Below are 22540 nucleotides of genomic sequence, written 5' to 3'. Positions count from 1 at the left end.
CACTATTTTTGTACTTGCTTTGCTTTATTTTACGGTCATAACAGATGGGTTAGGCACGGGTGCGAACAACTTTTTGTACTCCGTCGGGGTCAATCCTGTCCGCTTTTTAAATGTGCGTATGAAATGGCTAAGATGGCGGAATCCAACCTGAAAACATACTTGTGTCATCGTGTGGACGTCATGCCGAATTAACTCCATCGCTCTTTCAATTCGAACCTCATGGACAAATTCCACGAACGATTGTCCCGACTCTTTCTTGAAGGCGTGACTAAAGTAAGCGGGGGTCATATTCACCAATTCCGCTGCTTTCTCTAACGGTATATCTTCACTATAATTGTCACAAATATATTTAATGACGGAGCCGAACGGTCTTTGGTTAAGACGCACTGGGTTCGTACTGTGCCGTTTTGGTGCTTTCCTTGATTCCCTGTCAATAATGATCAACAGCTTCATTAAATTAATTCTTGTGGAAAATTCGTAACCAACCTCTTGATGCTCAAATTCATCCTGAATATCCATTAATAGATGCTCCACAAGAAGCTGCTTATCCTTACTAATGTGCAGCCAAGGCAGCAAGGCTTCGGAGCTGTCATCCTCTTGCCGGTGATCGCGTGTATACCATGCAATCGAATCCGAGAATGATTTCAATTCATCATGGACCAGAAGAGGCATAAAATCGACAAGCACAATCTCAAATTCTTTACCCTCAAAAGCATTCAAGCTATGCTCGATACCCGGCGGAATAATGAAAATGTCACCTTTACCAACCGTAAGCGACTTCCCGCGAAAGCGGTGGCAGCAGACGCCTTTCATTACATAGGCAATTTGAATGTAATCGTGCTTATGCAGCGGCTGACGCAAATCCTGCCTGTTGTAGCGTATGAATTTGAAAGGAAATCCTTCTACTTTCTGGTTTTTATACTCGTACAGCTGAGTACCCAAAGCGATAATCCTCCCATTCTAGAGCGGTTCTCACTATCTAGCATAGTACATATCCGCCTACGGAACAACCGCTAAATTGTAACCGATGGTACTATTCTGATGTTTATGAAAACCCTTTATAGGGTTAACATTACTACAAGTAGACATTAATGAATAGGAGGGATATACGATGCAGCAAGTTCGAGTAAAAACTTATTATTTTCGAGATGACGGCAATATTCCTAACCATCCAAAATGGCCTGTAATACTATATCCAGGAGTGTGGAAAGACTCGCCCGAGCAAACGGAATCCAGGTTCAACGGTAATAGCTGGACGAACAGCTGGACGAATGGAGTTTATGACTACCATCACTACCATAGCAACACGCATGAAGTTTTGGGTGTCATAAGCGGTACTGCAGTTATTCAACTTGGCGGTAAACTCGGAAGGAAATTCGAAATCGAGACAGGAGATGTTCTTCTGCTTCCCGCTGGAACTGGGCATAAACGAGTATCAGCCAGTGAAGATTTTCGAATAGTAGGTGCTTACCCAAAGGGACTGGATTACAATCTTCACACGGGAAAGGAAGATGAGCGTCCTGAAGTACTGGATGAGATCAAACAAGTGCCAAGCCCGCAGAAAGATCCGATCTATGGGGATGATGGTCCTGTACATGAGTATTATATTTAAGACAATATGGATTACATTAAAAGATGAGACCCTTACAAGAGAAAGTATGCGGGTCTCATTTTGTTTTGCTTAAATAGTGGTGTATACTAAAAAATACTTACTTACAAATAAGTCGGTACTTGTTATTCATCCTGTTTATCATGGAGGCTATATAGATGAAGCAAATACAAGAAATCCCCCTTTCTGTCCTGGATTTATCCCCAGTTGTTACGGGCAGCACTCCGGAACAATCGTTCCGCAACACATTAGATCTTGCCCAACACGCTGAGAAGTGGGGGTACAATCGGTATTGGCTGGCTGAGCATCATAATATGCCAGGTATTGCTAGTGCTGCTACCTCCGTTGTTATCGGTTATGTGGCTGGCGGAACTAGTAGAATCAGGGTTGGCTCGGGCGGGATTATGCTGCCTAACCATGCCCCATTAGTCATTGCCGAGCAGTTCGGCACATTGGAATCGATGTATCCCGGCCGCATTGATCTTGGACTTGGACGAGCTCCAGGCTCAGATCAGCCAGCTGCTCGTGCGCTTCGACGCGGCTTAGGCAGCGATGGCAATGATTTTCCCGAGCTGTTGAGCGAGCTTCGCGCTTATTTCAAGCCAGGCTCGCCAGGTCGTCCATTGGGTGTGCGCGCAATCCCTGGAGAAGGACTGAATGTGCCGATCTGGCTGCTCGGTTCAAGCGGGTTCAGTGCCGAATTAGCCGGAAAGCTTGGCCTGCCTTTCGCCTTTGCCAGCCACTTCGCTCCAGACTATATCATGCAAGCCCTGCAGATCTACCATAGCAATTTCAGTCCATCGGAAGTACTTGACAAGCCTTACGTCATGATCGGAGTTAACGTGTTTGCAGCCGATACGAATAAAGAGGCGCAACTGCTCGCGACTACTATGCAGCAGCAATTTCTCAATATCGTCCGGGGACGCACCGGCCAGCTGCTCCCTCCAGTACCTGATTTCGACAAGCAATTATCCGATCAAGAGCGAGCGGTTCTAAATAGTTATCTGCGTTACAGCGCTGTTGGGAATCGCGATACCGTGAGGGAAAAGCTGCAATCGATCTTGGACGAGACCCAAGCCGATGAGCTCATCATCTCCGGGATGATGTATGAGCATCAAGCACGATTGAGGTCGTATGAGATTGTGGCCGAGATCGCGCTTGGGAAGTAGAAGCATTCAAATATAAAGCACTCAAATAAAAAGCACTCAAATATTAAGGACTCAAATAAAAATGACCAGAAATTCATCAATCAGGTCCTTGGAGTTGGATTGATATCAGATTGATAAGCACAGATGGTATTAACTGGAATTTTCTAGGCATTCGCAAGGAATCCGCTGTTTTTCTGGTATTCCCTGGCATACACCGGTATTCGCTGGTATTCGCTGGTATTCGCTGGAATTTGCAGGGAATACGATGGAATTCGCTGGGATTCGCTGGGGATTCGCTGGGGATTCGCTGGGGATTCGCTGGGGATTCGCTGGGGATTCGCTGGGGATTCGCTGGGATTCGCTGGAATGTGCAGGGCATTACATGGAATTTACTATAGTTGTTTGGAGTTTACTGGAGCCAGCGGCATTCATTCCCATTTTTAGGTCCCGCGCGAGGGCCGTTAGCCAATCCAGCTATAGGCTATTTTGACGGAACAGACGGATTCTTATGAGATAGCCAGTCTTACTATGGGTTATTAACCTGGTTTCAGCGAAAGTGAGCTCATTTCACGGAAATAGAGGATAGTTGGACTGGCTATTTGAAGAAAAACGCCAAAAAGATCAAAATAGCCAGTGGTAAGATGGCTTATTCTCTATCTTTACTCGGGCTGCTGAGTCTTATGCTGGCGCTTGTCGGAAGAGGTTCATCTAACATGCTGAATAACTTGTTACAATGTTCTACTAATCCCGTATGAGATTCCTTTCCTATCTGCTCCCTGGATCATACTTCAGGGCCCTCCGCGACCAGAACCATTCACAAAGGTGGATCTTTGGTTGGACCGTCGTCATGTAACACCACCACGCGCAATGGGAACTGCGCGCGTGAATCTGTGGTCGAACCGCCGTCATGTAACACCACCACGCGCAATGGGAACTGCGCGCGTGGATCTTTGGTCGAACCGCCGCCATTTAACTCCCACCGTCGCAATGGGAACTGCGCGCGTGGATCTGTGGTCGAACCGCCGTCATTTAACTCCACACCGCCGCACTGGGAGCTGCGCGCGTGGTGCGAAAAGAGCCTCGCTCTTCTACTAAAAACTTATGCTTTCCACTGAAACAACATAAAGATGACCCTAGTCACATGCGGACTAAGGTCATTCTTTCTTTTTATGGAATAAGGGGCAGCTCCAGCTTCGCATTCGGATCATAGATCGTATACGTAAAAGGGTAGATGATTACATCTTCTTCTCCCAGACCCGCGTATCTTTCTAAACTGCTATTGCCGCTCATCCCTACCGGGCCCTGCTTCTCACGTTCGCCAGTATCGACTTTCTTGCCATTCACCAAGATTACCGTTTGAACGATCCCGCCAAAATTAGCGGCATCACTTGAGGTTTCTACAAGTAGATCATTTCCATCCCGATAATAAGTGTAGCGAACATTATATCCATCCAAGACGGTGGTCACCATTTGTTTAGCAACGCTGGGACTGACGAGCTTAACCTGGTAATCCATTCCTCCCCTTTTTTGAATGCTCACGCCACTTAAGATCATTTTCATTGGCTCTCCAGTTACCTTAAGTCTAGTTGGAACTTCAAACCTGTAGCTATGCCCTTTCTCCTCGATGAACATTCCGCCATTTATGAGCTGATCTCCCACTTGAAGTTGACGTTTACTATAGGTGAACAACTCCACCCAGTTGCCATCAAAGCCCTCTGCTACAGTATTTACTTTGATCATAGATGGAGTAACTACAAGCTCATCCAACTGCTGCCTGCCAGGACCATCATCAAATTTCCCTGTTAAGGAATGCTTGTATGTGTTTTTGCTCGCAACAGCTGTGTCTAGCTTAAATGGGACCGTCCATTCCCCCTCCACTCGACCAGCAGTTTCTAGATAACTTATAACGAATTCAAGATCGTCACCCATTGATTCATTCAGTAAAAAAACTTCTTGTTTCTCCGATTGGGACTTGCTTGGGGGAGGGAACACCGTACCGAAAGAAGCCAAGATGGATTGTCCGCCAGACTTAATTATTAAATGAGGGTTAAGTCTAGAAAATTTCTCCGGTGCAAGGGGCATCGTGTAACGAATTGTTAGCCTGTCCTTCTCCCTTTTGAAGGAGGTTACAGTTAGTGACGGAATCTCACTAGCAATCTCGCTGATCTTCTGTGGGAATGCCAACTGGGCATCAATTGCTACACTTCGTTCAGAGCGTCTTAATAGTTCGATGTCTTTAACGGTAAAAGTTAGCTGCTGGTTCTCTCCCTTAGGAGGAGTGTTCGTCTCATAATAACCGACTAATCTCCCACTAGCTGGATCACGTACGTTAATCGCATTTCCAACAAATTTTTTTCCATTGGCGCTGCTTAATTCTACGTGGCCGAAGGCTGCTGTCTCAAATAACGGGCTTTCCGGCAAGGAATAACTATAATTAATAGTAAGTCGATTGTCATCCGTTACGGCTGTATGTACGGTTAGCCCCGCCCCTTTATCAAGTGCCGACTTCTCAATCTGTTGACCGAAACCTCGCTCTAATGCCGTGATTACTCCAGTACTATTGAAGCTCTTCGTCCATTCCCACGAGACATTCTGGGCCATTACGGGTACAGCAACCGCAAGTACAGCTGCAGCAGTAATCGCAATGGTCGTCGTTCGAGTTCTTTTTCTCACTTGAATACCGGATGGGTTCATCCTCTTGGCTTCAATCCGATTCCACATGATCTCAAAATCGGGATAACGTATCCCATCCTTATCTGCCAACGATTTAACGTACTGCTCCATGCTCTCGTTCAAGAATTATTCCTCCTTCTTTATAGAAAAAGTTATTTTTCTCAGCAAACAGTTTCATCTGTTTTAATCCGCTATGAATTCTCGATTTGACCGTTCCAAGAGGTACATTCAAAATTTCTGCAATTTCATTATTTTTCAGTTCATTGCCATATTTCAGTGTAAGAACGATACGGGTCTTTTCAGGCAACTTGGCGAGCATCCTGGATAACTGCTCCGTATACTCCTTGAGTTCCACCACTTCTTCAGCCTTTCTATCAGGACTACTGGATCGTTCTAGCCAAAACAACACCGTTTCTTTGAATTGTCTACGTCTCATTCTACGAAGGGAGTCACTGCAACAGCGAATCGCAATTCGAAATAACCACGGTTTAAGATGTTCGATTTGCGATCTCTCTGCCCTGAAAGCTTTCATGAACACTTCTTGACAAACGTCCTCAGCCTCAGAGTAATCATGGAGAATGTAATAACATATTCGGTATACATCCTGTCTGTAGGCTTCGAATAGTTGTCGATCTGTCAATCCGATTCACCTCTTTCTTTTTCTGCATCTATCATATAAACCGTTCTGCTAAGAAAAAGGTTCATTTTTGTATATTCTCGCCATCATCTACTCGTTAAAATAACGCTCCAATGCTCTTTCTGCGCGATATCGGGATAAATTAAACGAGGGCCATGCCCGATTATCTCGTGACAGATTAGCCAAGTTCCTGCGCAGTCCACTTTCCATTGCCGGGTGTTCATCCTTACTAAACCGAATGAGTAAAGCAGTTGCATCCGTTGATAAATCCCGTAGATAGGCGGTATCGATTTTTCCACTGTCCCTGAAGCGCTCGATGTTCTTCGCCGCAATGATACGATCCATCCCCACATAGTTCATAATTACATAGGCAACCAGACTGATTACAATATAAGCCTTTGCAATAGGAACCGATTGGAGTCGGATTCGAAGCCCTGCGATGATTAACAATAGACCAAGGTAAAGCATAAATGCATGCACTAGAAATCGGATATAGGTATACCCGTATACTTGTTCATATAGGACTAGACGCATATAAGCGGAATAAAGCATAATCCCCGAGCATCCAACCAAAATGTATAACATCCCGTTGTTGAATTTCTTCAGCAAGCCATGAGCATCTCCGGCACAGACTAGGGTCACCAGCATGATGATAAAGTTAATAAGCGATACAACGACTAGCTCGAAAAAACCGCTTCTTGCATACTCCGCATAGGAGCTTCCTTCTGGCAAAACCCCATCAAGCCCGCCGAATAAATAGGAGAATTGTACAACTACGAACATGACATATACCAGATTGATCGAAATAAGCACAGTGACGATGATGATGGGATCTATCTTCCCTATCTTGTTGCTACCAGTAACGACTGACTCCATTTGCCCATCTTGATCGCTCTCTACCTTCCTTGGTTCCATAAAACCCCACAAGTACCCGAAGAGGAATAAGCCTATGAGACAAGTCCAAATGAGTCGGGCTATTCCTTCGCCAAAAGATAGATTGCCCATCCAATCGGGGATCGTCGACATCAACTGGTTGAAAACCCCGTCTGCTGAAGCAAGCAGCTTAGTTATTATTATTAATAACGGTAGTGCTATCGCTAATCCGATCATTACTTTTCCCAATACATGTTTATGGCGATCCCCCATCTGTCGTAAAAGCGAAGATTTCAGAATCGTAATAGCAGTCGGCCAATGGCGAAATGTTTGAGGAATGAGATGATCTAACGCATAAGCGGCGATCCTGATGCTCCCCCATTCCAAATGTCTGTCGCTTAATAGAAGCGTCATATGTAAGAATATTAATGCCGGAATTACAACCAGGTTAAGGGCATGAAAGAATGGATTATTGAACAACAAATACGTCATGGCAAGCAGCAGGATCGTCCCGAGTAACAACCATGTAAACCGCGATTGATTGTTCATTTGGTCTTTGGCATAGATCCACATATACACGTATAACAAAATAACAAAAATGGGGTAAGATACTCCAGGTTCATTTCCATAAAATAAATACTGATGAATAACAGCCAAAACAAACGCTGCAAGCAGTACGATAAGGGGTCGATTTGTTGCGGGTGCGGATTTCAACTTTATCTCCATTCCAAATACCTCCAACTTCTTATTCACTAATTCCTATTGTAGATGCTAAAATAAGAAAATAAAGAGAAACAATTCAGTTATAAATTTCGTATTTTAGGGGTTGATCTTACCTTGAAGCTGCATAGTCAATTCCTGCGGCTGTATTCACAGCATGGGAGCAAAGAGACGATTGAGATTACTTTACAGGAATTAGCAGCTTCCCTGGAATGCACGCATAGAAATGCTATGATCCTTGTCTCGAATATGGTCAACCATGGGTGGATCTCCTGGACTCCCAGGCGTGGACGAGGACGCCGTTCCCTCTTGCAATTCCTCGTGCAGCCGGATGAAATTGCTGTGCAATCCATGATGCAAGCGATAAACCGTACCGACATCACTCGTGTATTCAATGAAATACGAACCCATGCACGATCAACCACAATCCATGAACATTTGCAGGGGTGGTTGCTTTCTTACTTTGGCCATCATTCGGAGATTAGAAAAGACAAACAAATAGACACTCTTCGAATTCCAATCCGCCAACAAATTCACACCATTGACCCTTTATATACGAATCTATTAGTTGAATCCTTTGTGGCAAGTCATCTATTCGATGGTCTGGTTAGAAGATCAAGCGAGACTCATGAGATCCTTCCCCATCTTGCTCATGCTTGGGAGGTAGACGGCAGCCGGAAACAATGGACGTTCTTTTTGCGAAAAGAAGTGCTGTTTCATACGGGACGAGTTATGACGGCTGAGGATGTAGTTTATACACTGGAACGATTAGTCCAAACATCACGAAGAACGTTGTATAGCTTTATTTTCAAACAAATCAAATCCGTGCGAGCCGTCCATTCCAACTTGGTGACGATCGAGCTGAAGGAGCCAAACGAGCTATTCCTCCCCTTCCTGTGTACAAGCCGAGCCGCTATAGTCCCGAGAGACTTAGAGCAGCTGGGAGATATTAAATTCGGGACGAATCCGATTGGGACAGGTCCTTTTAAGATTGCGGAATTGAATGAGAACATCTGCAGTCTGGAAGTATTCACCCCTTACTTCAAAGGGAGAGCGCATCTGGATCGTGTGGAGATCGTACATGTGCCTCTAGATATGCAGCATGATTCTTCTGAGCCTCTTGCTCCCTTTCATGTCGTTCATAATCCCCCTTCTTCAGAAGGAGAGGAATGGAGTCAGATCCATTCAAAGACGTCTGTCATGAAATTTCTCACTTGCAATACGAAGAAACAAGGCTTGCTAAACGACCCCGTTGTTAGAGCTCGCATTTTAGCGTGTATATTGGGCGATAATGAGCCAACATGTGGAATAGCATCGGGGAATGAGAATGAGAACGATCATGCCGATCCATTTACATTGCAAATCTCAACGATTCCGCAGTATAAGCAGGATGCGGATCTCGTTGCCCAGAAGCTAATTCGCAGCGGATACTCTTGTATGGTTAAGTCAACACCACTGGAGGAATTCAAAGGGCCTGTGCGATTGGAATCCGATCTGATTCTGTTCTCATTATTGCGTGATCAGGATGAACAGCTTCGCTTGTTCGATCTTTATCTGACGATAGCAGAGCATGTGCAAGCCCATGTGAGGGTAGATATAGAGAACACCCTTAGAGCAATAACTCAACAATCCGATTCGCTAGCAAGAGCGGTGTTATTCGCGCGAATCGAAGGGCAACTCATCCGTGAGCATCAATTGTGCATCTTGCACGAAAAACCAGTTCAAACCGCCTACCTCCCCTCTGTCCGCGGAGTTACATTTAATTCGCAAGGCTGGGTAGATCTAAGAAATATTTGGTTCCCCATCAGAGAGAAAGAACAGAGATAGGTCAGATGAGGACATTAAAAAAACCATGAACCCGGATATACACTGGATTCATGGTTTACAGATAGGTTTTAGAATAAAGATTAAAGCACGAGACCTTTTTTGAGAATGATATTTGCATACTTGGATAGCTCACCCGTAGCGACAATGGCATAAGCGTGTTTAGCGCGCTCGTAGAAAGCAAAACGTTCAACAAACTCCATTTGATAGTCATTACCTGATGCAGCCATTACAGACTGATACGTTTCCCATATTGCAGGTATAGGTGGATCTCCTGGGACAACTTGCATAAGGGCAACCGGTGCAGGCACGTACATGTCAAGAGGCAACAGCTCCATAACGGCAGTCAGCAAAGGGGGAACCGCATGTCCATCGCAACGGATTAGCCGCTGTGCATGACTTGCAGCTGGAAAATGAGCATCGGCCAATACGATCTCATCCCCGTGACCCATCTCCATCATCACTTTTACTAATTCTGGGGGGAGAATCTTGGGAATGTTCTTCAGCATTTTCTCATAGCTCCTATCGTTCCATATGATCGTCTGGCTGAGCTGCTTTCACAGAAAGCCCGCCATCAACCATCAACAGATGGCCGTTAATCTGCATCGCTTCTTCTGACGCAAGGAATACAACAGCATCACCGATCTGCCTGGATGTTCCCAGACGTTTCATCGGATTAGCCTGCACTTCCTTAAGTCGAATCGAATCGTCTTTCAAATAATCGGTGCACATATCGGTATCCACGGTACTCGGACCGACGGCATTGACATTCACATTGAATTTGCCCAGCTCTATCGCCATCCCTTTAGTCAGCATGTTGGCAGCCGCTTTGGAGGATTGATAGTGAGGAATAACCGGGCTTGTGACAACTAAGCTGGCTGTCGAGAGAATATTGATTATTTTACCGTAAGCCCGTTCGATCATCCCCTTCGCTGCTCGTTGAGAACACAGGAAGATCGATTTCACATTCGTGTTATAGGTTCGATCCCAAGTCTCTTCGGTTACATTCAAGAACGACTCGAATGGAGCAACCCCTGCGTTATTCACTAATATGTCAACAGGACCAAGCTCCTTCTCGACTTGCTCGAACATTCCGAGGACATCCGATTTCTTCCCAACATCAGCTTGCACGACAATAGCTCGTGCTCCTAGCAGCTCAACTTGAGACTTAACAGCCTCAGCCAATATTCGAGAGCTATTCGATGTATAATTAATCGCCACATCGGCGCCTTCCTCAGCAAGCCGCAGCACGATTGCTTCTCCGATCCCTCGGCTTCCTCCTGTTACAAGGGCAATGCGACTCTGCAATCTTTTCATCCAGACTTCCCTCTCTCTCTCTATAGGCTAGGTCCGATCCGATTAATACTGAATTCAATATGGCCAAGAATCTCCGCTTTCGTCTGTTTCCCATTACTGACCTCTTGGATCTCCTGCCAAATCCGCTCGCCTGCCGCTTCCATGCTAAGAGTACCGTCCAATAGCTCGCTCACATCAACATCCATATTGTCGGTCATGCGCTCATACATTTTCTTATTGCCTGTAATTTTGATGACCGGAACGACTGCGGCACCTGTCGGGGTACCGCGCCCGGTTGTAAAACAAACGATATGCACGCCGCCTGCCGCCATCCCGGATACACATTCAATATCATTTCCCGGCGAGTCCATGAAATAAAGCCCGCTTGCAGGTATGAATTCGGCGTATTCAATAATGCCTTCGATTGGAGCAGTACCGCATTTACTAATACAGCCAAGCGATTTCTCCTCTATCGTCGTAAGTCCTCCGGCAATATTCCCCGGACTAGGATTGCCTCCGCGCATATCAGCACCCATTCGTTCCACTTCCTTCTCGAAGCGATCAACGATGGAATACAGCTTCTCAGAAACTTCCGGTGTGCGGCATCGTTCTGCGAGCACGTGCTCAGCTCCAATAATTTCCGTAGTCTCACTGATGACAATACCGCCGCCTGCTGCGATTAACGAATCTGCAGCAGCCCCAAGCGCCGGATTGGATGCAAGGCCAGATGTAGCATCTGAACCGCCGCATTTAACCCCCACCTTTAGTTCATGGAAAGGGATGGCTACCTTCTGCTCCTGATCCAGCTCAGCTCGCATCTTCCTTGCTAGCTCCGCTCCGTGTTGGATCGCTTTCACAGATCCGCCGATCGATTGAATATCGAACACCTCTATTTTCTTGCCAGTAACCCTAATGGCTTCAGCTAGCGCAGTCGGATCGATCACCTCACAGCCAAGACTTATAATAATAACACCGCCGACATTCGGATTCTTCCCTGTCCCTGCGAGAACGTCAAAGGTCCGATCCTTATCGGCTCCGATCTGGGAACAGCCATGCTGATGCGGAATCGGAATCGTATCTGCCACAAGCTGAGAAATTCGGTTCACGACTTGATTCGCACAGATTACGGTCGGGATAAGCAGGAGATGATTGCGAATGCCTACCTCCCCATTCGGTCTGCGATAGCCTTGGAATGTATTCATACCGGATCCGCTCCTTTCGCTGACTTCGCTGATTTGTCTGATGCAGCCTGGTCTCCTCGACCGCGGATACCTTCCACGTTATGCACATGCACATGGGTACCTTTCGGTATCGGAGCGGTTGCTCGTCCAATGACTTCCCCGTACTTACGAATCGAGACGCCTTCCTCGATCGACTCAATCGCAATTTTATGGCCAAATGGAATTGCTTCCACCACGAACAGCTCGAATAACACGCCCTGCCTCATACAAGAAATCCTAGAACCCGCCTGCAAATCCTGAATTGCTGTAGCTACATGATCTTTCCCGTCCATGACAAGCGCCTCAGCGCCTGAATGAATATGCTCTGCCATAGTCATTCCTCCATGATCTTAAATAAATGTTACCGATAACATAAACATAAACCGCTTTAGTGTTGCTGTCAATGCTTTTATTCGGTAAGATGATGAGGTAACTTTTCTAGTAAAGGACGATAATATGGTCACCATTTACGATATCGCCAAGAGAGCCCAAGTATCCGCTATGACCGTCTCCAGAGTTATCAATAACTCTGGCAGAATAAGCGATAAGACCAAAGTGAAGGTCAAGAAAATTATGGAGGAATTAAACTATGTGCCGAACTCTACCGCCCGTAGTCTGGTGACTCAAGAAACGAAAATGCTCACGCTGCTTATTACGGATATTACGAATCCGTTCTATACTACGCTTGCCCGAGGAGCAGAAGATGCTGCCATGCAGCTGGGCTACAAGCTGTTGTTCGGCAATAGTGACGAGAACCTGCAGAAGGAGAAGGAGTATGTAGACACCATTCTGTCTACCCGTGTGGATGGAGTGTTATTCGCGCCTGCCGGGGATGCTTCTTCCGATCATCTCGCATCACTCAAGCGTCATCGCATACCATTTGTTCTGCTTGATCGTGAAGTACCTGGCATTGAATCGGATATGGTAATTGGTGAGAGCAAGGAAGGCGCGCGTCAGCTAGTAGAGCATCTAATCTCGCTTGGACATAAGCGGATCGGACTCGTCAATGGTTCTAGCGATGTATCGACGGCTAGGCAGCGTTATGCTGGTTATTGGGAGGCTTTGAAGTTAAATGATATTCCTTTTGATGAACGTTTAGTGATTGAGCTAGGTTATAAGCAGCAACACGATACTGCCCTCCTCGATCCGCTGCTTCGATTGGAACATCCGCCTACGGCCATTTTTGCTGCGAACAATTTCCTCGCGGTTAGCATCGTGACAGCGCTCCGGAGCAAACATATCCGTGTACCCGAAGATATGTCGATCGCTTGCTTCGATGACTTCGGGATCGTCTCCCAGTTGAATCCCTTCTTAACAGTTGTCGCTCAGCCCGCTTATCAATTCGGCTATCTGGGTATTCAACTGCTCGTGGATCGGATACAGAATAAGTCGACGGCAGAATGGAAGAAAATTATTCTGCCGACCGAGCTTATTTGTCGGGAGTCAACGAAGCCGTTGGTTCGTTGAGATCGTTGGTAGGTGCACGACAACTTAATTCGCTTGTTCGGCTTAGATGCCTTGTTGAATCAAACGTTTAATCAAGCGTTCTTTCCGAAAACGACCCCTCCGTCTATGTAAAGCGGAGAGCCCATCATAAATTTGCTATCATCTGAAGCTAGGAACAAAGCGGCTTTGGCTACATCGTCAGGTCGCCCTAGATCCCCGCTCAGTTGGCGTGTTTTCAAGGATGCAATCGCTGCTTCTGGATCATCGTAGGAAGTTTTCAAGTAATTTTCAACAAAAGGTGTAAGAATAGTGCCAGGCAATAGTGCGTTAACACGAATGTTATAGGGTGCATAATCGACTTGCATCGATTTGGTCAGGGACAGAACGGCTCCCTTCGTTGCTGCGTAGGATGCACGTCTTGCTAATCCAATCTCGGCAATGCAGGAGGACATGTTGATGATCGATCCGAATTTCTGTTCCATCATGTGAGGAAGCACGTATTTACTAGGCAAATACACCCCTTTGATATTAATGGACATGATCCGGTCCCATGCATCCGGCTCCAGCTCATGCAAGGCCCCGACACCGCTGATCCCAGCGTTGTTGAACAGAACATCGATACGGCCATACTTGGTAATCACTTCTTGCACAAGCTGGGATACTTCCTCCGGGTTCGTTACATCTGCGCGAATGAAATCTGCCTGTCCGCCAGCTGCACGGATCAGATCGACAGTTTCGTTGCCTTTATTCGTATCCAGATCATTAACAATGACCGTTGCGCCCTCTTGAGCGAATAATAGGGCCGAGCTTTGACCAATCCCTGAGCCTGATCCCGTAATGATACATATTTTGTTAGCTAAACGCATGTTTCTAACCTCGCTTTATAGTATGGTTGTCATACATTCAACGCTGTGATACCGATAACATAACAACAATAGGGCAAAAGTGTCAACCATACTTTTCTTGATCATCCAGCCAACAATGAAGCAGTACTTCATGCCGTACATGGCAAGCAGCCCCACCGAGATGAGGCTGCTTGTTAGTGTTTGGCGTCCTGGAGCCAGATGCATTATAATAGTCAAGACAAGCTATTATATTTTGAAAGGGTGCTGAATTTGGGTCTCGTAGACATAGGCGGTATTGAAAAAGATTTTTTCATTACCTCTGCACTTTTTATTTTGCTTATTCTAACCTTTCTCGGACTTGGGATTCTTCGGTTTTTCCAGCAAAAGGTCCGGCAAGGCGTCGTCCTGATCGCGCTAGGAGGAGTGAGCATCGGCTTATTCGTCTGGATCATGAACAAGTGGATCCTATAGAAGATCCGCTCACGAGATTATGATGTCTTATGGTAAATTGCTGGCCCCCATTAAGTAACGGTCGCATTCCCTTGCGGCTTCTCGGCCTTCATTAATGGCCCACACCACAAGACTTTGCCCGCGTCTCATATCTCCAGCCGCGAACACGCCATCCACGTTGGTGGCGTATTTGCCGTACTCTGCCTTGGCATTGGATCGTTCATCCTGCACAACCCCCAGCTGCTCCAGAAGCGGGTTCTCCGGCCCCATGAAACCCATTGCAAGCAATACGAGCTGTGCCGGATACACTTTCTCGCTGCCAGGCACTTCGACTGGCGAGAATCGACCCTGCGCATCTTTTTGCCATTCGATTCGGACCGTATGCAATTCCTTGAGACGCCCCTCTTCATCGCCAACGAATCGTTTCGTCGAAATCATATACTCGCGAGGATCAGCCCCATATAAGGCTGCAGCTTCCTCTTGCCCATAGTCCAGCTTATAGACTTTGGGCCATTCTGGCCAAGGATTATTGGCGGCCCGCTTCTCAGGAGGCTTGCCCATAATCTCGAACTGTGTGATACTATTGCAGCCATGGCGAATCGAAGTTCCTACACAGTCTGTTCCCGTATCACCGCCGCCGATTACAATCACATCTTTGCCCGCAGCGGAGATGTAATCTCCATCCTCATGATTGGAATCCAATAAGCTCTTCGTATTGCGTCTCAGAAATTCCATGGCCGGATAGATGCCTTCTAATTGTCTGCCTTCAATCGGCAAATCCCGTGCTTTGGTAGCTCCCCCGCATAATACAACGGAGTCGAACTCGCTTAACAGCACCTTCGCATCGCTGTTTACACCTACCTCAATACCTGTTCGGAATAAAACTCCCTCCGCTGCCATCAGATCAACCCGACGCTGCACAATAGCTTTATCCAGCTTCATGTTAGGGATCCCGTACATAAGCAGTCCGCCTATGCGGTCCGCCCTCTCGAACACCGTAACGGTGTGCCCGGCTTTGTTCAATTGGGCAGCGCAAGCGAGACCGGATGGTCCAGAGCCAATGACCGCTACCTTCTTACCCGTTCGAACGGCTGGAGGCTGCGGCACAATCCAACCTTCGTCGAAGCCTTTGTCCACAATGGCCTTCTCGATGTTCTTGATCGTAACCGGGGAGCCGTTCAAGCCTACCGTACATGATCCTTCACACGGTGCCGGGCATACGCGGCCCGTAAATTCCGGGAAGTTATTCGTCTTGTGCAGCCGGTCGAGCGCTTCTCTCCACAATCCCCGATAGACAAGATCATTCCATTCCGGGATCAGATTGTTTACCGGACAGCCTGATGCCATCCCGGCAATCAACTTGCCTGTGTGGCAGAACGGAATGCCGCAATCCATGCAGCGTCCCCCTTGGGTCTGCAGGTTCTCCACAGGCAGCTTCGTAATAAATTCCTTCCAATCCTGTTTCCTTAGAAGGGGCGGTCGTTCCGCCGCCGTCTCGCGCTCGTATTCGATAAATCCGGTCGGTTTACCCATCGTTGTTACCGTCCCCTCCTTTAGTTCCCGCTCACTCGGGATAAGTCGTCACGATTCTCTTCGAACGCGACCATAATCGCTTCTTCGTTGCTAAGCCCATTGAATTTCCCGCGTTCTATAGACTCGAACATCCGCTTGTAATCGCGAGGGATAACTTTTACGAAGCTCCAGATAAGCTCCTCCCAATGATTAAGCACTCTATGGGCAACCGAGCTGTCCGTGAATTTGGCATGATTGCGAATCATATGAAGCACGTCGTTGATCTCATACTGGGCTTCCAGATTCTCGAATAGGACCATTTCTTTGTTGCATCGCTCCTTGAATGAACCATCCTCATCCAATACGTAAGCGATACCGCCAGACATGCCTGCTGCGAAGTTGCGTCCTGTCGGTCCAAGCACTACCACGCGGCCGCCTGTCATATATTCACAGCCATGATCGCCGACTCCCTCTACAACAGCACGAACTCCGCTATTCCTGACGCAGAATCGCTCACCCGCAATTCCGCGGATATACGCTTCCCCATCGGTTGCGCCATAGAAGGCAACATTCCCAATAATCACGTTGTCCTGAGGAACGAATACCGACTGCACGGGCGGGAAAATAATGATTTTACCGCCGGATAAGCCTTTGCCCACGTAGTCGTTGGCATCGCCCTCTATCGACAAGGTCATCCCGTTCGGCAAAAACGCGCCGAAGCTCTGTCCTGCCGAGCCGTTGAAGTGGAAGCGTATCGTATCGTGCGGCAGCCCCTCCGCGCCGTAACGGCGCGTTACTTCACTGCCCACGATCGTGCCCGCGACCCGATTCGTGTTACGAATCGGCAGGATCGCATGCACGTGCTCTCGGCGCTCGAGGGCAGGCTCGCTTAAGGCGAGCAGCTGCTTCATATCGAGCGACTCTGCGAGCCGATGATCTTGCGGCACGCTGCAGTAGCGGCCGATGTGCTCCGGCACATCGGGGCGGTGCAGCAGCGCGGACAAGTCTATACGGCGCGCCTTCCATTGTTCACGCTCGCCGGAAGCGGGCACAACATCGCCTTCGCCCAGGAAGGCGGCTGGCTCGAGCACATCGGTGCGTCCGATCATTTCATTCACGGAGCGGAACCCAAGCTCCGCCATAATCTCGCGCATATCCTGAGCGAGGAACCGCATGAAATTAGCGACGAACTCCGGATCGCCTGAGAATTTTTTGCGCAGCTCCGGATTCTGCGTCGCTACACCAACCGGACATGTGTCTAAATGACAGACACGCATCATGACACAACCGACTGCTACAAGAGGAGCGGTTGAGAACCCGAACTCCTCTGCACCTAGCAGTGCTGCGATAACGACATCCCGGCCGGTCATCAGCTTACCGTCTGTCTCTACAACAATCCGATCGCGCAGTCCGTTCAGCAAAAGTGTCTGATGGGTTTCAGCCAGACCCAACTCCCACGGCAGACCCGCATGTTTGATACTCGTACGCGGCGAAGCGCCTGTTCCTCCGTCATAACCGCTGATCAATACTACATCAGCGCGTCCTTTGGCCACACCAGCGGCAATCGTGCCTACGCCGACTTCCGAGACGAGCTTTACATTGATGCGAGCCCGCGGATTAGCGTTCTTCAGATCATGGATCAGTTCAGCCAGATCCTCAATGGAATAAATGTCGTGATGCGGCGGCGGGGAAATCAACCCTACTCCAGGAGTAGAACCTCGCACCTCTGCTATCCACGGATATACTTTCTTGCCTGGCAGCTGACCGCCTTCTCCAGGTTTAGCGCCTTGAGCCATCTTAATCTGAATTTCATCCGCATTCACAAGATAATGGCTGCTCACGCCGAATCGGCCTGATGCCACCTGCTTAATCGCACTTCGCCTCAAATCGCCATTCGCATCAGGGGTGAATCGGCTTGGATGCTCACCGCCTTCGCCCGTGTTACTCTTGCCGCCGATCCGGTTCATGGCAATAGCCAACGTCTCATGCGCTTCGGAGCTGATCGATCCGTAAGACATCGCCCCCGTTTTGAATCGACGGCAGATAGCTTCAACTGACTCCACCTCTTCCAGCGGAACAGCTTCCCGTTCTCCCTTGAACTGCAGCAGCCCTCGCAATGTAGCAGTTTGACGGGAATGATCGTTAACCATCGCAGCATATTGCTTATACAAGCTGTAGTTATTAGTCCGTGAAGCATTCTGCAGAGCGTGAATCGTCTCGGGTCTATACAGATGCAAGTCACCATCTCTGCGGTATTGGTACTCGCCTCCAGCATCTAGCGTAGTGTCGCGTCCTTCTAGCGGGGAGAATGCCCTGCGATGCCGCGTCAACATTTCCTCTGCTATGACTTCCATTCCTATTCCTTCAATACGCGTTGGGGTCCAGGTGAAATATTGCTCCACGAAGGACGATTTCAGACCGATTGCTTCAAAAATCTGTGCTCCTCTATAGCTCTGTATCGTAGAGATCCCCATCTTCGATAACACTTTGACAACGCCCTTTGTAGCTGCCTTAATATATCGATAGATTGCTTCCTCGTGCGTAACCCCTCTAAGCATGCCCTGACCAAGCATGCCCTCCAAGGAATCAATCACCATATAGGCATTAATCGCACTCGCTCCATAACCGAGAAGAAGGGCGAAATGATGAACCTCACGCGGTTCTCCTGACTCCACTAACAAGCTTACTTTCATCCGGGTACCTTGACGAATAAGATGGTGATGCAAGCCGGAGACTGCCAGCAGGGTTGGAATCGCAGCTAGTTGTTGGTTCATCCCTCGATCGGAAAGGATAAGCAATGCTGCTCCTTGATCAATGGCTGCATCTGCTTGTCTGAACAGCTCGCGCAACCCTTCTTCTAATCCAGCAGCCCCTTCGTTTGCAACGAATAAGGTCGGAAGAGTGAATGGAAGAAAGCCTTCCCGTTCGTTATGCTTCAGCTTAGCGAGCTCTTCATTATTAAGAATAGGAGTTTTGAGACGAATATGCCGGCAGCTCTCTGGCTCTGGACGAATCAGACTGCGTTCCGGTCCGATTGTAGTACCGATCGCGGTTATCAGTTCCTCACGGATCGCATCAATGGGGGGATTCGTAACCTGTGCAAAAAGTTGCTTGAAGTAGTTGTATAACAGTTGAGGCCGATTGGATAATACTGCTAGGGGCGTATCAATCCCCATGGAACCAATCGCTTCAACCCCAGAGGCCGCCATCGGCTCAAGCACCTTGGACAATTCCTCGAACGTATATCCAAAAGCCTGCTGCCGCACCAAAAGGGTATGACGATCGGGATCCGGTAAAACAGGCGCGTCCGGAAGCTGTTCCAAATTAATCATTTGCTGATCGACCCAATCCTTATAGGGATGTTCGGAGGCAATCGACTTTTTCAGCTCCTCATCCGATACGATACAGCCCTTTTCTGTGTCAACGAGCAGCATCCGTCCTGGACGCAGCCTCTCTTTGGAAATGATATCCTCCGCCGGAATATCCAACACTCCGACCTCTGAGGAAAGCACAATCAGATCGTCCTTCGTCACATAATAGCGAGCAGGTCGAAGTCCATTGCGGTCCAGAACAGCTCCAATTACAGAACCGTCAGTGAAACATATCGCAGCAGGACCGTCCCACGGCTCCATCAAACAGCTATGATACTCGTAAAACGCTTTCATTTCAGAATTCATGCTCTCATGGTTCGACCACGGTTCAGGAATCATCATCATAGCTGCATGCGGCAGCGAACGACCGGAGAGCATCAAATATTCCAAGCAGTTATCGAACATTTGCGAATCGCTGCCCTCTGAATCAATGATTGGCAGCAAGCTTTGGAAATCATCACCGAACAAATCGGTCTCATCCATTGCTTGGCGCGCCCTCATCCAGTTCACATTGCCGCGAAGCGTATTGATCTCTCCATTGTGGATGATATACCGGTAAGGATGAGCCCGCTCCCAGCTTGGGAACGTATTCGTGCTGAAGCGGGAATGGACCAATGCCATAGCCGTCTCAAAAGTCGGATTAAGCAAGTCGGTATAATACCCGATAACTTGATCCGGTGTGAGCATCCCCTTGAACACAATGGTTCGACTAGACAAGCTTGGCACATAAGCATCGGGTGATCCCATAGCGCGGAATGCATGCTCCGATTTCTTTCTAACTACGTACAGCTTACGCTCGAATGCCAGACGATCAGCGTTATTAGCCCCCCCAACTTCCGATAGTCCTATAAAAAGCTGACGAACATAAGGCTCCACCGACTTGGCCGAATCGCCCAATGTGGAATGATCTGTAGGCACATCGCGCCAGCCTAATACCGTGAGCCCCGTCTCACGAACAATAGTCTCCATCGTATCAGCACACGTATCGCGCCTGGCTTGGTCCCTTGGCAAAAACAGCATGCCAACTCCATACTTCCCCTCGTCAGGAAGCTTGATCTGATGCTCGTTACATACTTGACGAAAAAAGGAATGCGGGATTTGCATCAAGATCCCGGCACCGTCACCTGTATTCGTCTCACATCCCTGTCCGCCGCGATGATCCAAGTTGCACAGCACCTTCAGCGCTTGGCGTACAATGTTGTGGGAACGGCGCCCCCGGATGTCGGCTACAAAACCGATTCCGCACGCGTCGTGTTCATAATTCGGGTCGTAGAGCCCTTGCTTGCTTGGGTATCCTCTTCTCTGCATACGTCGCACCTTTCCAATATAAAGTTTGTCTTTTTTATGTCTTGAAATATGTTTCTTAAAACATTAGCATATTTTGGTCCTGATTTATAGATAAAAATGGAATACGTTTTCAATTTATTTTCTATCTTTCTACTTGTACGCAATTGTAAAAGACCTACACGGGTTTTCCTTCTTATTTCGTTAGTTTGGCCGTAAGTGTCCTGTGGAGATCAGATAGCAAGTGCTCGTATAGGCTATTAGGTCGGGAAAGACGGCTTTTCTGGGATAGCAAGTTTTACTATTGGTTATTGGCAGTGTTTTGAGGAAAATCGATTCACAATGCGGAAATAGGGGATAGACAGGTTGGCTAATTAGTGCCTGAGTGAAGAAATGGCCCAAATAGACAGTAGTAACATGTCTTATGGGTAAGTGGCGTAACACTATAATCACACTCGGCTTCGAGCAATCGAGACCTGAATTAGTAACGTTTGGATTAGTTAATCAAGCTTTGCAAATAGTAAAGGAGAACTTACTAATTTGTCCTTCAATCGTGTCGCGGGGCGATTAGTCAACCCACCTTAACTAAATCCAAAGATAAACTAACTACTAGTAAAGGCGGGTTAGCTATTTTCCAGATTCTCCTCTTATATGCACCGATTACTTCCGATCCTCTACGCCCAACTCTTACATTATGCAGATGTCTGCCCCGCACCGGAGTCTGGCGCTCCCCTACCAAATCATTACCTCAGCAGTGACTCCGCACCATCGATATACAGCTCAGTCCCCGTTATATGACTGGACTGATGGGAAGCCAAGAATAGCACTAGATCCGCTATCTGCTCAGGTTGACCCGCTCGGTTCTCCAGAGGCTGACTGCCTTCCGGGAACTCAATAGGGATCTCAATTTCCTTCAACTCCTTGGTTGGATGAGTGTTATTCTGGATGTTGGTTTCAACGGAGCCTGGACATATGACGTTCACCCGAATCTTGTACCGTGCAAGCTCCAATGCCACCATCTTGGCAAAAGCAACCTGTCCCGCCTTGGAAGTAGCATAGGCAGACATCCCTGTACCGGAGAATGTGCGGTTACCGTTGATGGAGCTAGTTATAATGATACTTCCTCCATTTGTTTTCATATAAGGAACGGCATATTTAACGGTTAGGAAAGTCCCTTTGAGGTTCGTATTCAAAGTTTTGTCCCACTCTTTGGGATCTAATTGTTCAATCGGGGCAAGGGTTCCATTGATCCCAGCATTGGCAAAGACGATATCCAACCCGCCCCAGAACTTCACAGCTAACTCCATGCCCGTCTTCATTTGCTTAGGATCAGAAACATCAGCCTCGATCACACATGCCTCTCCTCCGTCCTTCATAATCTCAGCTCGCACACTTTCTAATCGTTCATTATTCAGACTTAGCAGACATAGCTTGGCCCCTTCACGAGCGAGTAACAACGCAGCTGCTCTCCCAATTCCAGAGCTGGCACCCGTAACAAGCGCAACCTTGCCTCTCACTAACATGGAAGATCCTGTATTTGTATTATTCCCTTCGCTCATGCTCGCTCCAACCTCCTTTATTGTCCACAGACACACGAACACCTTTACTATTCTTAATACCACACTAGAAATG

At 47.8% G+C, this 22540-nt stretch carries 18 protein-coding genes; 6 read left to right on the top strand and 12 right to left on the bottom strand.

Annotated elements, in window-relative coordinates:
• Positions 1-24 precede the first annotated feature (24 nt).
• Entirely contained in the window at positions 25-942 is a 918-nt protein-coding gene (locus AC58QD_RS14170) for an AraC family transcriptional regulator (RefSeq protein ID WP_497334238.1), read from the bottom strand.
• A 169-nt stretch (positions 943-1111) separates the two neighbouring features.
• Here AC58QD_RS14170 and AC58QD_RS14165 point away from each other — a divergent pair, with 169 nt between their 5' ends.
• The 3 genes from AC58QD_RS14165 (at position 1112) to AC58QD_RS14155 (ending at position 3155) form a co-directional block, all read left to right on the top strand.
• Positions 1112-1612: a cupin domain-containing protein gene (locus AC58QD_RS14165; RefSeq protein WP_497334236.1), complete on the top strand. Its 501-nt coding sequence runs from the start codon at positions 1112-1114 to the stop codon at positions 1610-1612.
• A gap of 155 nt (positions 1613-1767) precedes the next feature.
• Positions 1768-2778, top strand: a complete 1011-nt coding sequence (locus AC58QD_RS14160; protein ID WP_497334234.1) for an LLM class flavin-dependent oxidoreductase — start codon at positions 1768-1770, stop codon at positions 2776-2778.
• 110 nt (positions 2779-2888) lie between these two features.
• Positions 2889-3155: a hypothetical protein gene (locus AC58QD_RS14155; RefSeq protein WP_497334232.1), complete on the top strand. Its 267-nt coding sequence runs from the start codon at positions 2889-2891 to the stop codon at positions 3153-3155.
• 769 nt (positions 3156-3924) lie between these two features.
• Here the strand turns inward: AC58QD_RS14155 and AC58QD_RS14150 are convergent.
• The 3 genes from AC58QD_RS14150 to AC58QD_RS14140 all read right to left on the bottom strand — a co-directional run bounded on the left by AC58QD_RS14150 (position 3925) and on the right by AC58QD_RS14140 (position 7666).
• Positions 3925-5553 carry a DUF4179 domain-containing protein gene (locus AC58QD_RS14150; RefSeq protein ID WP_497334230.1) on the bottom strand — a complete coding sequence of 543 codons (1629 nt, stop codon included), beginning with the start codon at positions 5551-5553 and terminating at the stop codon, positions 3925-3927.
• Positions 5525-6070 (bottom strand): RNA polymerase sigma factor, encoded by a 546-nt coding sequence (locus tag AC58QD_RS14145; RefSeq protein ID WP_497334228.1) that lies wholly within the window; start codon positions 6068-6070, stop codon positions 5525-5527. Before AC58QD_RS14145 ends, AC58QD_RS14150 begins: the two co-directional genes overlap by 29 nt.
• Positions 6071-6157: 87 nt before the next feature.
• A complete protein-coding gene (locus AC58QD_RS14140) occupies positions 6158-7666 on the bottom strand; it encodes a DUF4153 domain-containing protein (protein ID WP_497334226.1) in 1509 nt (502 codons plus the stop codon).
• Positions 7667-7777: 111 nt separating this feature from the next.
• Between AC58QD_RS14140 and AC58QD_RS14135 the strand changes: the two genes are divergently transcribed.
• Positions 7778-9487 (top strand): ABC transporter substrate-binding protein, encoded by a 1710-nt coding sequence (locus AC58QD_RS14135; RefSeq protein WP_497334224.1) that lies wholly within the window; start codon positions 7778-7780, stop codon positions 9485-9487.
• A gap of 80 nt (positions 9488-9567) precedes the next feature.
• On the opposite strand, the gene fucU is transcribed toward AC58QD_RS14135, so the two are convergent.
• The 4 genes from fucU to AC58QD_RS14115 are packed head-to-tail and all read right to left on the bottom strand — an operon-like array spanning position 9568 to position 12332.
• Positions 9568-9993, bottom strand: coding sequence for an L-fucose mutarotase (gene fucU / locus AC58QD_RS14130; RefSeq protein WP_497334222.1), 426 nt, complete (start codon positions 9991-9993; stop codon positions 9568-9570).
• Positions 9994-10006: 13 nt separating this feature from the next.
• Complete coding sequence (locus AC58QD_RS14125; protein ID WP_497334220.1) at positions 10007-10801, bottom strand: SDR family NAD(P)-dependent oxidoreductase; 795 nt, start codon at positions 10799-10801, stop codon at positions 10007-10009.
• 20 nt (positions 10802-10821) lie between these two features.
• Positions 10822-11982 carry a UxaA family hydrolase gene (locus AC58QD_RS14120; RefSeq protein ID WP_497334218.1) on the bottom strand — a complete coding sequence of 387 codons (1161 nt, stop codon included), beginning with the start codon at positions 11980-11982 and terminating at the stop codon, positions 10822-10824.
• A complete protein-coding gene (locus AC58QD_RS14115) occupies positions 11979-12332 on the bottom strand; it encodes a UxaA family hydrolase (protein ID WP_497334216.1) in 354 nt (117 codons plus the stop codon). The genes AC58QD_RS14120 and AC58QD_RS14115 overlap by 4 nt, the downstream gene beginning before the upstream one ends.
• 124 nt (positions 12333-12456) lie before the next feature.
• On the opposite strand from AC58QD_RS14115, the gene AC58QD_RS14110 reads away from it, so the two are divergent.
• Positions 12457-13467, top strand: a complete 1011-nt coding sequence (locus AC58QD_RS14110; RefSeq protein ID WP_497334214.1) for a LacI family DNA-binding transcriptional regulator — start codon at positions 12457-12459, stop codon at positions 13465-13467.
• 71 nt (positions 13468-13538) lie between these two features.
• Here the strand turns inward: AC58QD_RS14110 and AC58QD_RS14105 are convergent, their stop codons facing one another.
• On the bottom strand, positions 13539-14312 hold the full coding sequence (locus tag AC58QD_RS14105) for an SDR family NAD(P)-dependent oxidoreductase (RefSeq protein WP_497334212.1): 774 nt from the start codon (positions 14310-14312) through the stop codon (positions 13539-13541).
• A gap of 249 nt (positions 14313-14561) precedes the next feature.
• On the opposite strand from AC58QD_RS14105, the gene AC58QD_RS14100 reads away from it, so the two are divergent.
• Positions 14562-14762, top strand: a complete 201-nt coding sequence (locus AC58QD_RS14100; RefSeq protein ID WP_497334210.1) for a hypothetical protein — start codon at positions 14562-14564, stop codon at positions 14760-14762.
• A 27-nt stretch (positions 14763-14789) separates the two neighbouring features.
• Here AC58QD_RS14100 and AC58QD_RS14095 read toward each other — a convergent pair whose 3' ends face one another.
• The 3 genes from AC58QD_RS14095 to AC58QD_RS14085 all read right to left on the bottom strand — a co-directional run bounded on the left by AC58QD_RS14095 (position 14790) and on the right by AC58QD_RS14085 (position 22431).
• Positions 14790-16274: a glutamate synthase subunit beta gene (locus tag AC58QD_RS14095; RefSeq protein ID WP_497334208.1), complete on the bottom strand. Its 1485-nt coding sequence runs from the start codon at positions 16272-16274 to the stop codon at positions 14790-14792.
• Between the two features lie 20 nt (positions 16275-16294).
• Entirely contained in the window at positions 16295-20932 is a 4638-nt protein-coding gene (gene gltB / locus AC58QD_RS14090; RefSeq protein ID WP_497334206.1) for a glutamate synthase large subunit, read from the bottom strand.
• 719 nt (positions 20933-21651) lie between these two features.
• Positions 21652-22431: an SDR family oxidoreductase gene (locus AC58QD_RS14085; protein ID WP_497334541.1), complete on the bottom strand. Its 780-nt coding sequence runs from the start codon at positions 22429-22431 to the stop codon at positions 21652-21654.
• Between the last annotated feature and the right edge of the window lie 109 nt (positions 22432-22540).

Source organism: Paenibacillus sp. J2R1T-4, assembly GCF_059692235.1.
Note: the sequence above shows the minus strand (reverse complement) of the source record. Positions and strands in the feature narration are given on the sequence as shown.

Bases quoted from the DNA above. Each gene is read 5' to 3' on its own strand.
- AC58QD_RS14165 (WP_497334236.1), top strand. From the start codon at position 1,112: ATGCAGCAAGTTCGAGTAAAAACTTATTATTTTCGAGATGACGGCAAT.
- AC58QD_RS14160 (WP_497334234.1), top strand. From the start codon at position 1,768: ATGAAGCAAATACAAGAAATCCCCCTTTCTGTCCTGGATTTATCCCCA.
- AC58QD_RS14140 (WP_497334226.1), bottom strand. From the start codon at position 7,666: ATGGAGATAAAGTTGAAATCCGCACCCGCAACAAATCGACCCCTTATC.
- fucU (WP_497334222.1), bottom strand. From the start codon at position 9,993: ATGCTGAAGAACATTCCCAAGATTCTCCCCCCAGAATTAGTAAAAGTG.
- AC58QD_RS14125 (WP_497334220.1), bottom strand. From the start codon at position 10,801: ATGAAAAGATTGCAGAGTCGCATTGCCCTTGTAACAGGAGGAAGCCGA.
- AC58QD_RS14120 (WP_497334218.1), bottom strand. From the start codon at position 11,982: ATGAATACATTCCAAGGCTATCGCAGACCGAATGGGGAGGTAGGCATT.
- AC58QD_RS14115 (WP_497334216.1), bottom strand. From the start codon at position 12,332: ATGGCAGAGCATATTCATTCAGGCGCTGAGGCGCTTGTCATGGACGGG.
- AC58QD_RS14110 (WP_497334214.1), top strand. From the start codon at position 12,457: ATGGTCACCATTTACGATATCGCCAAGAGAGCCCAAGTATCCGCTATG.
- AC58QD_RS14105 (WP_497334212.1), bottom strand. From the start codon at position 14,312: ATGCGTTTAGCTAACAAAATATGTATCATTACGGGATCAGGCTCAGGG.
- AC58QD_RS14095 (WP_497334208.1), bottom strand. From the start codon at position 16,274: ATGGGTAAACCGACCGGATTTATCGAATACGAGCGCGAGACGGCGGCG.
- gltB (WP_497334206.1), bottom strand. From the start codon at position 20,932: ATGCAGAGAAGAGGATACCCAAGCAAGCAAGGGCTCTACGACCCGAAT.
- AC58QD_RS14085 (WP_497334541.1), bottom strand. From the start codon at position 22,431: ATGTTAGTGAGAGGCAAGGTTGCGCTTGTTACGGGTGCCAGCTCTGGA.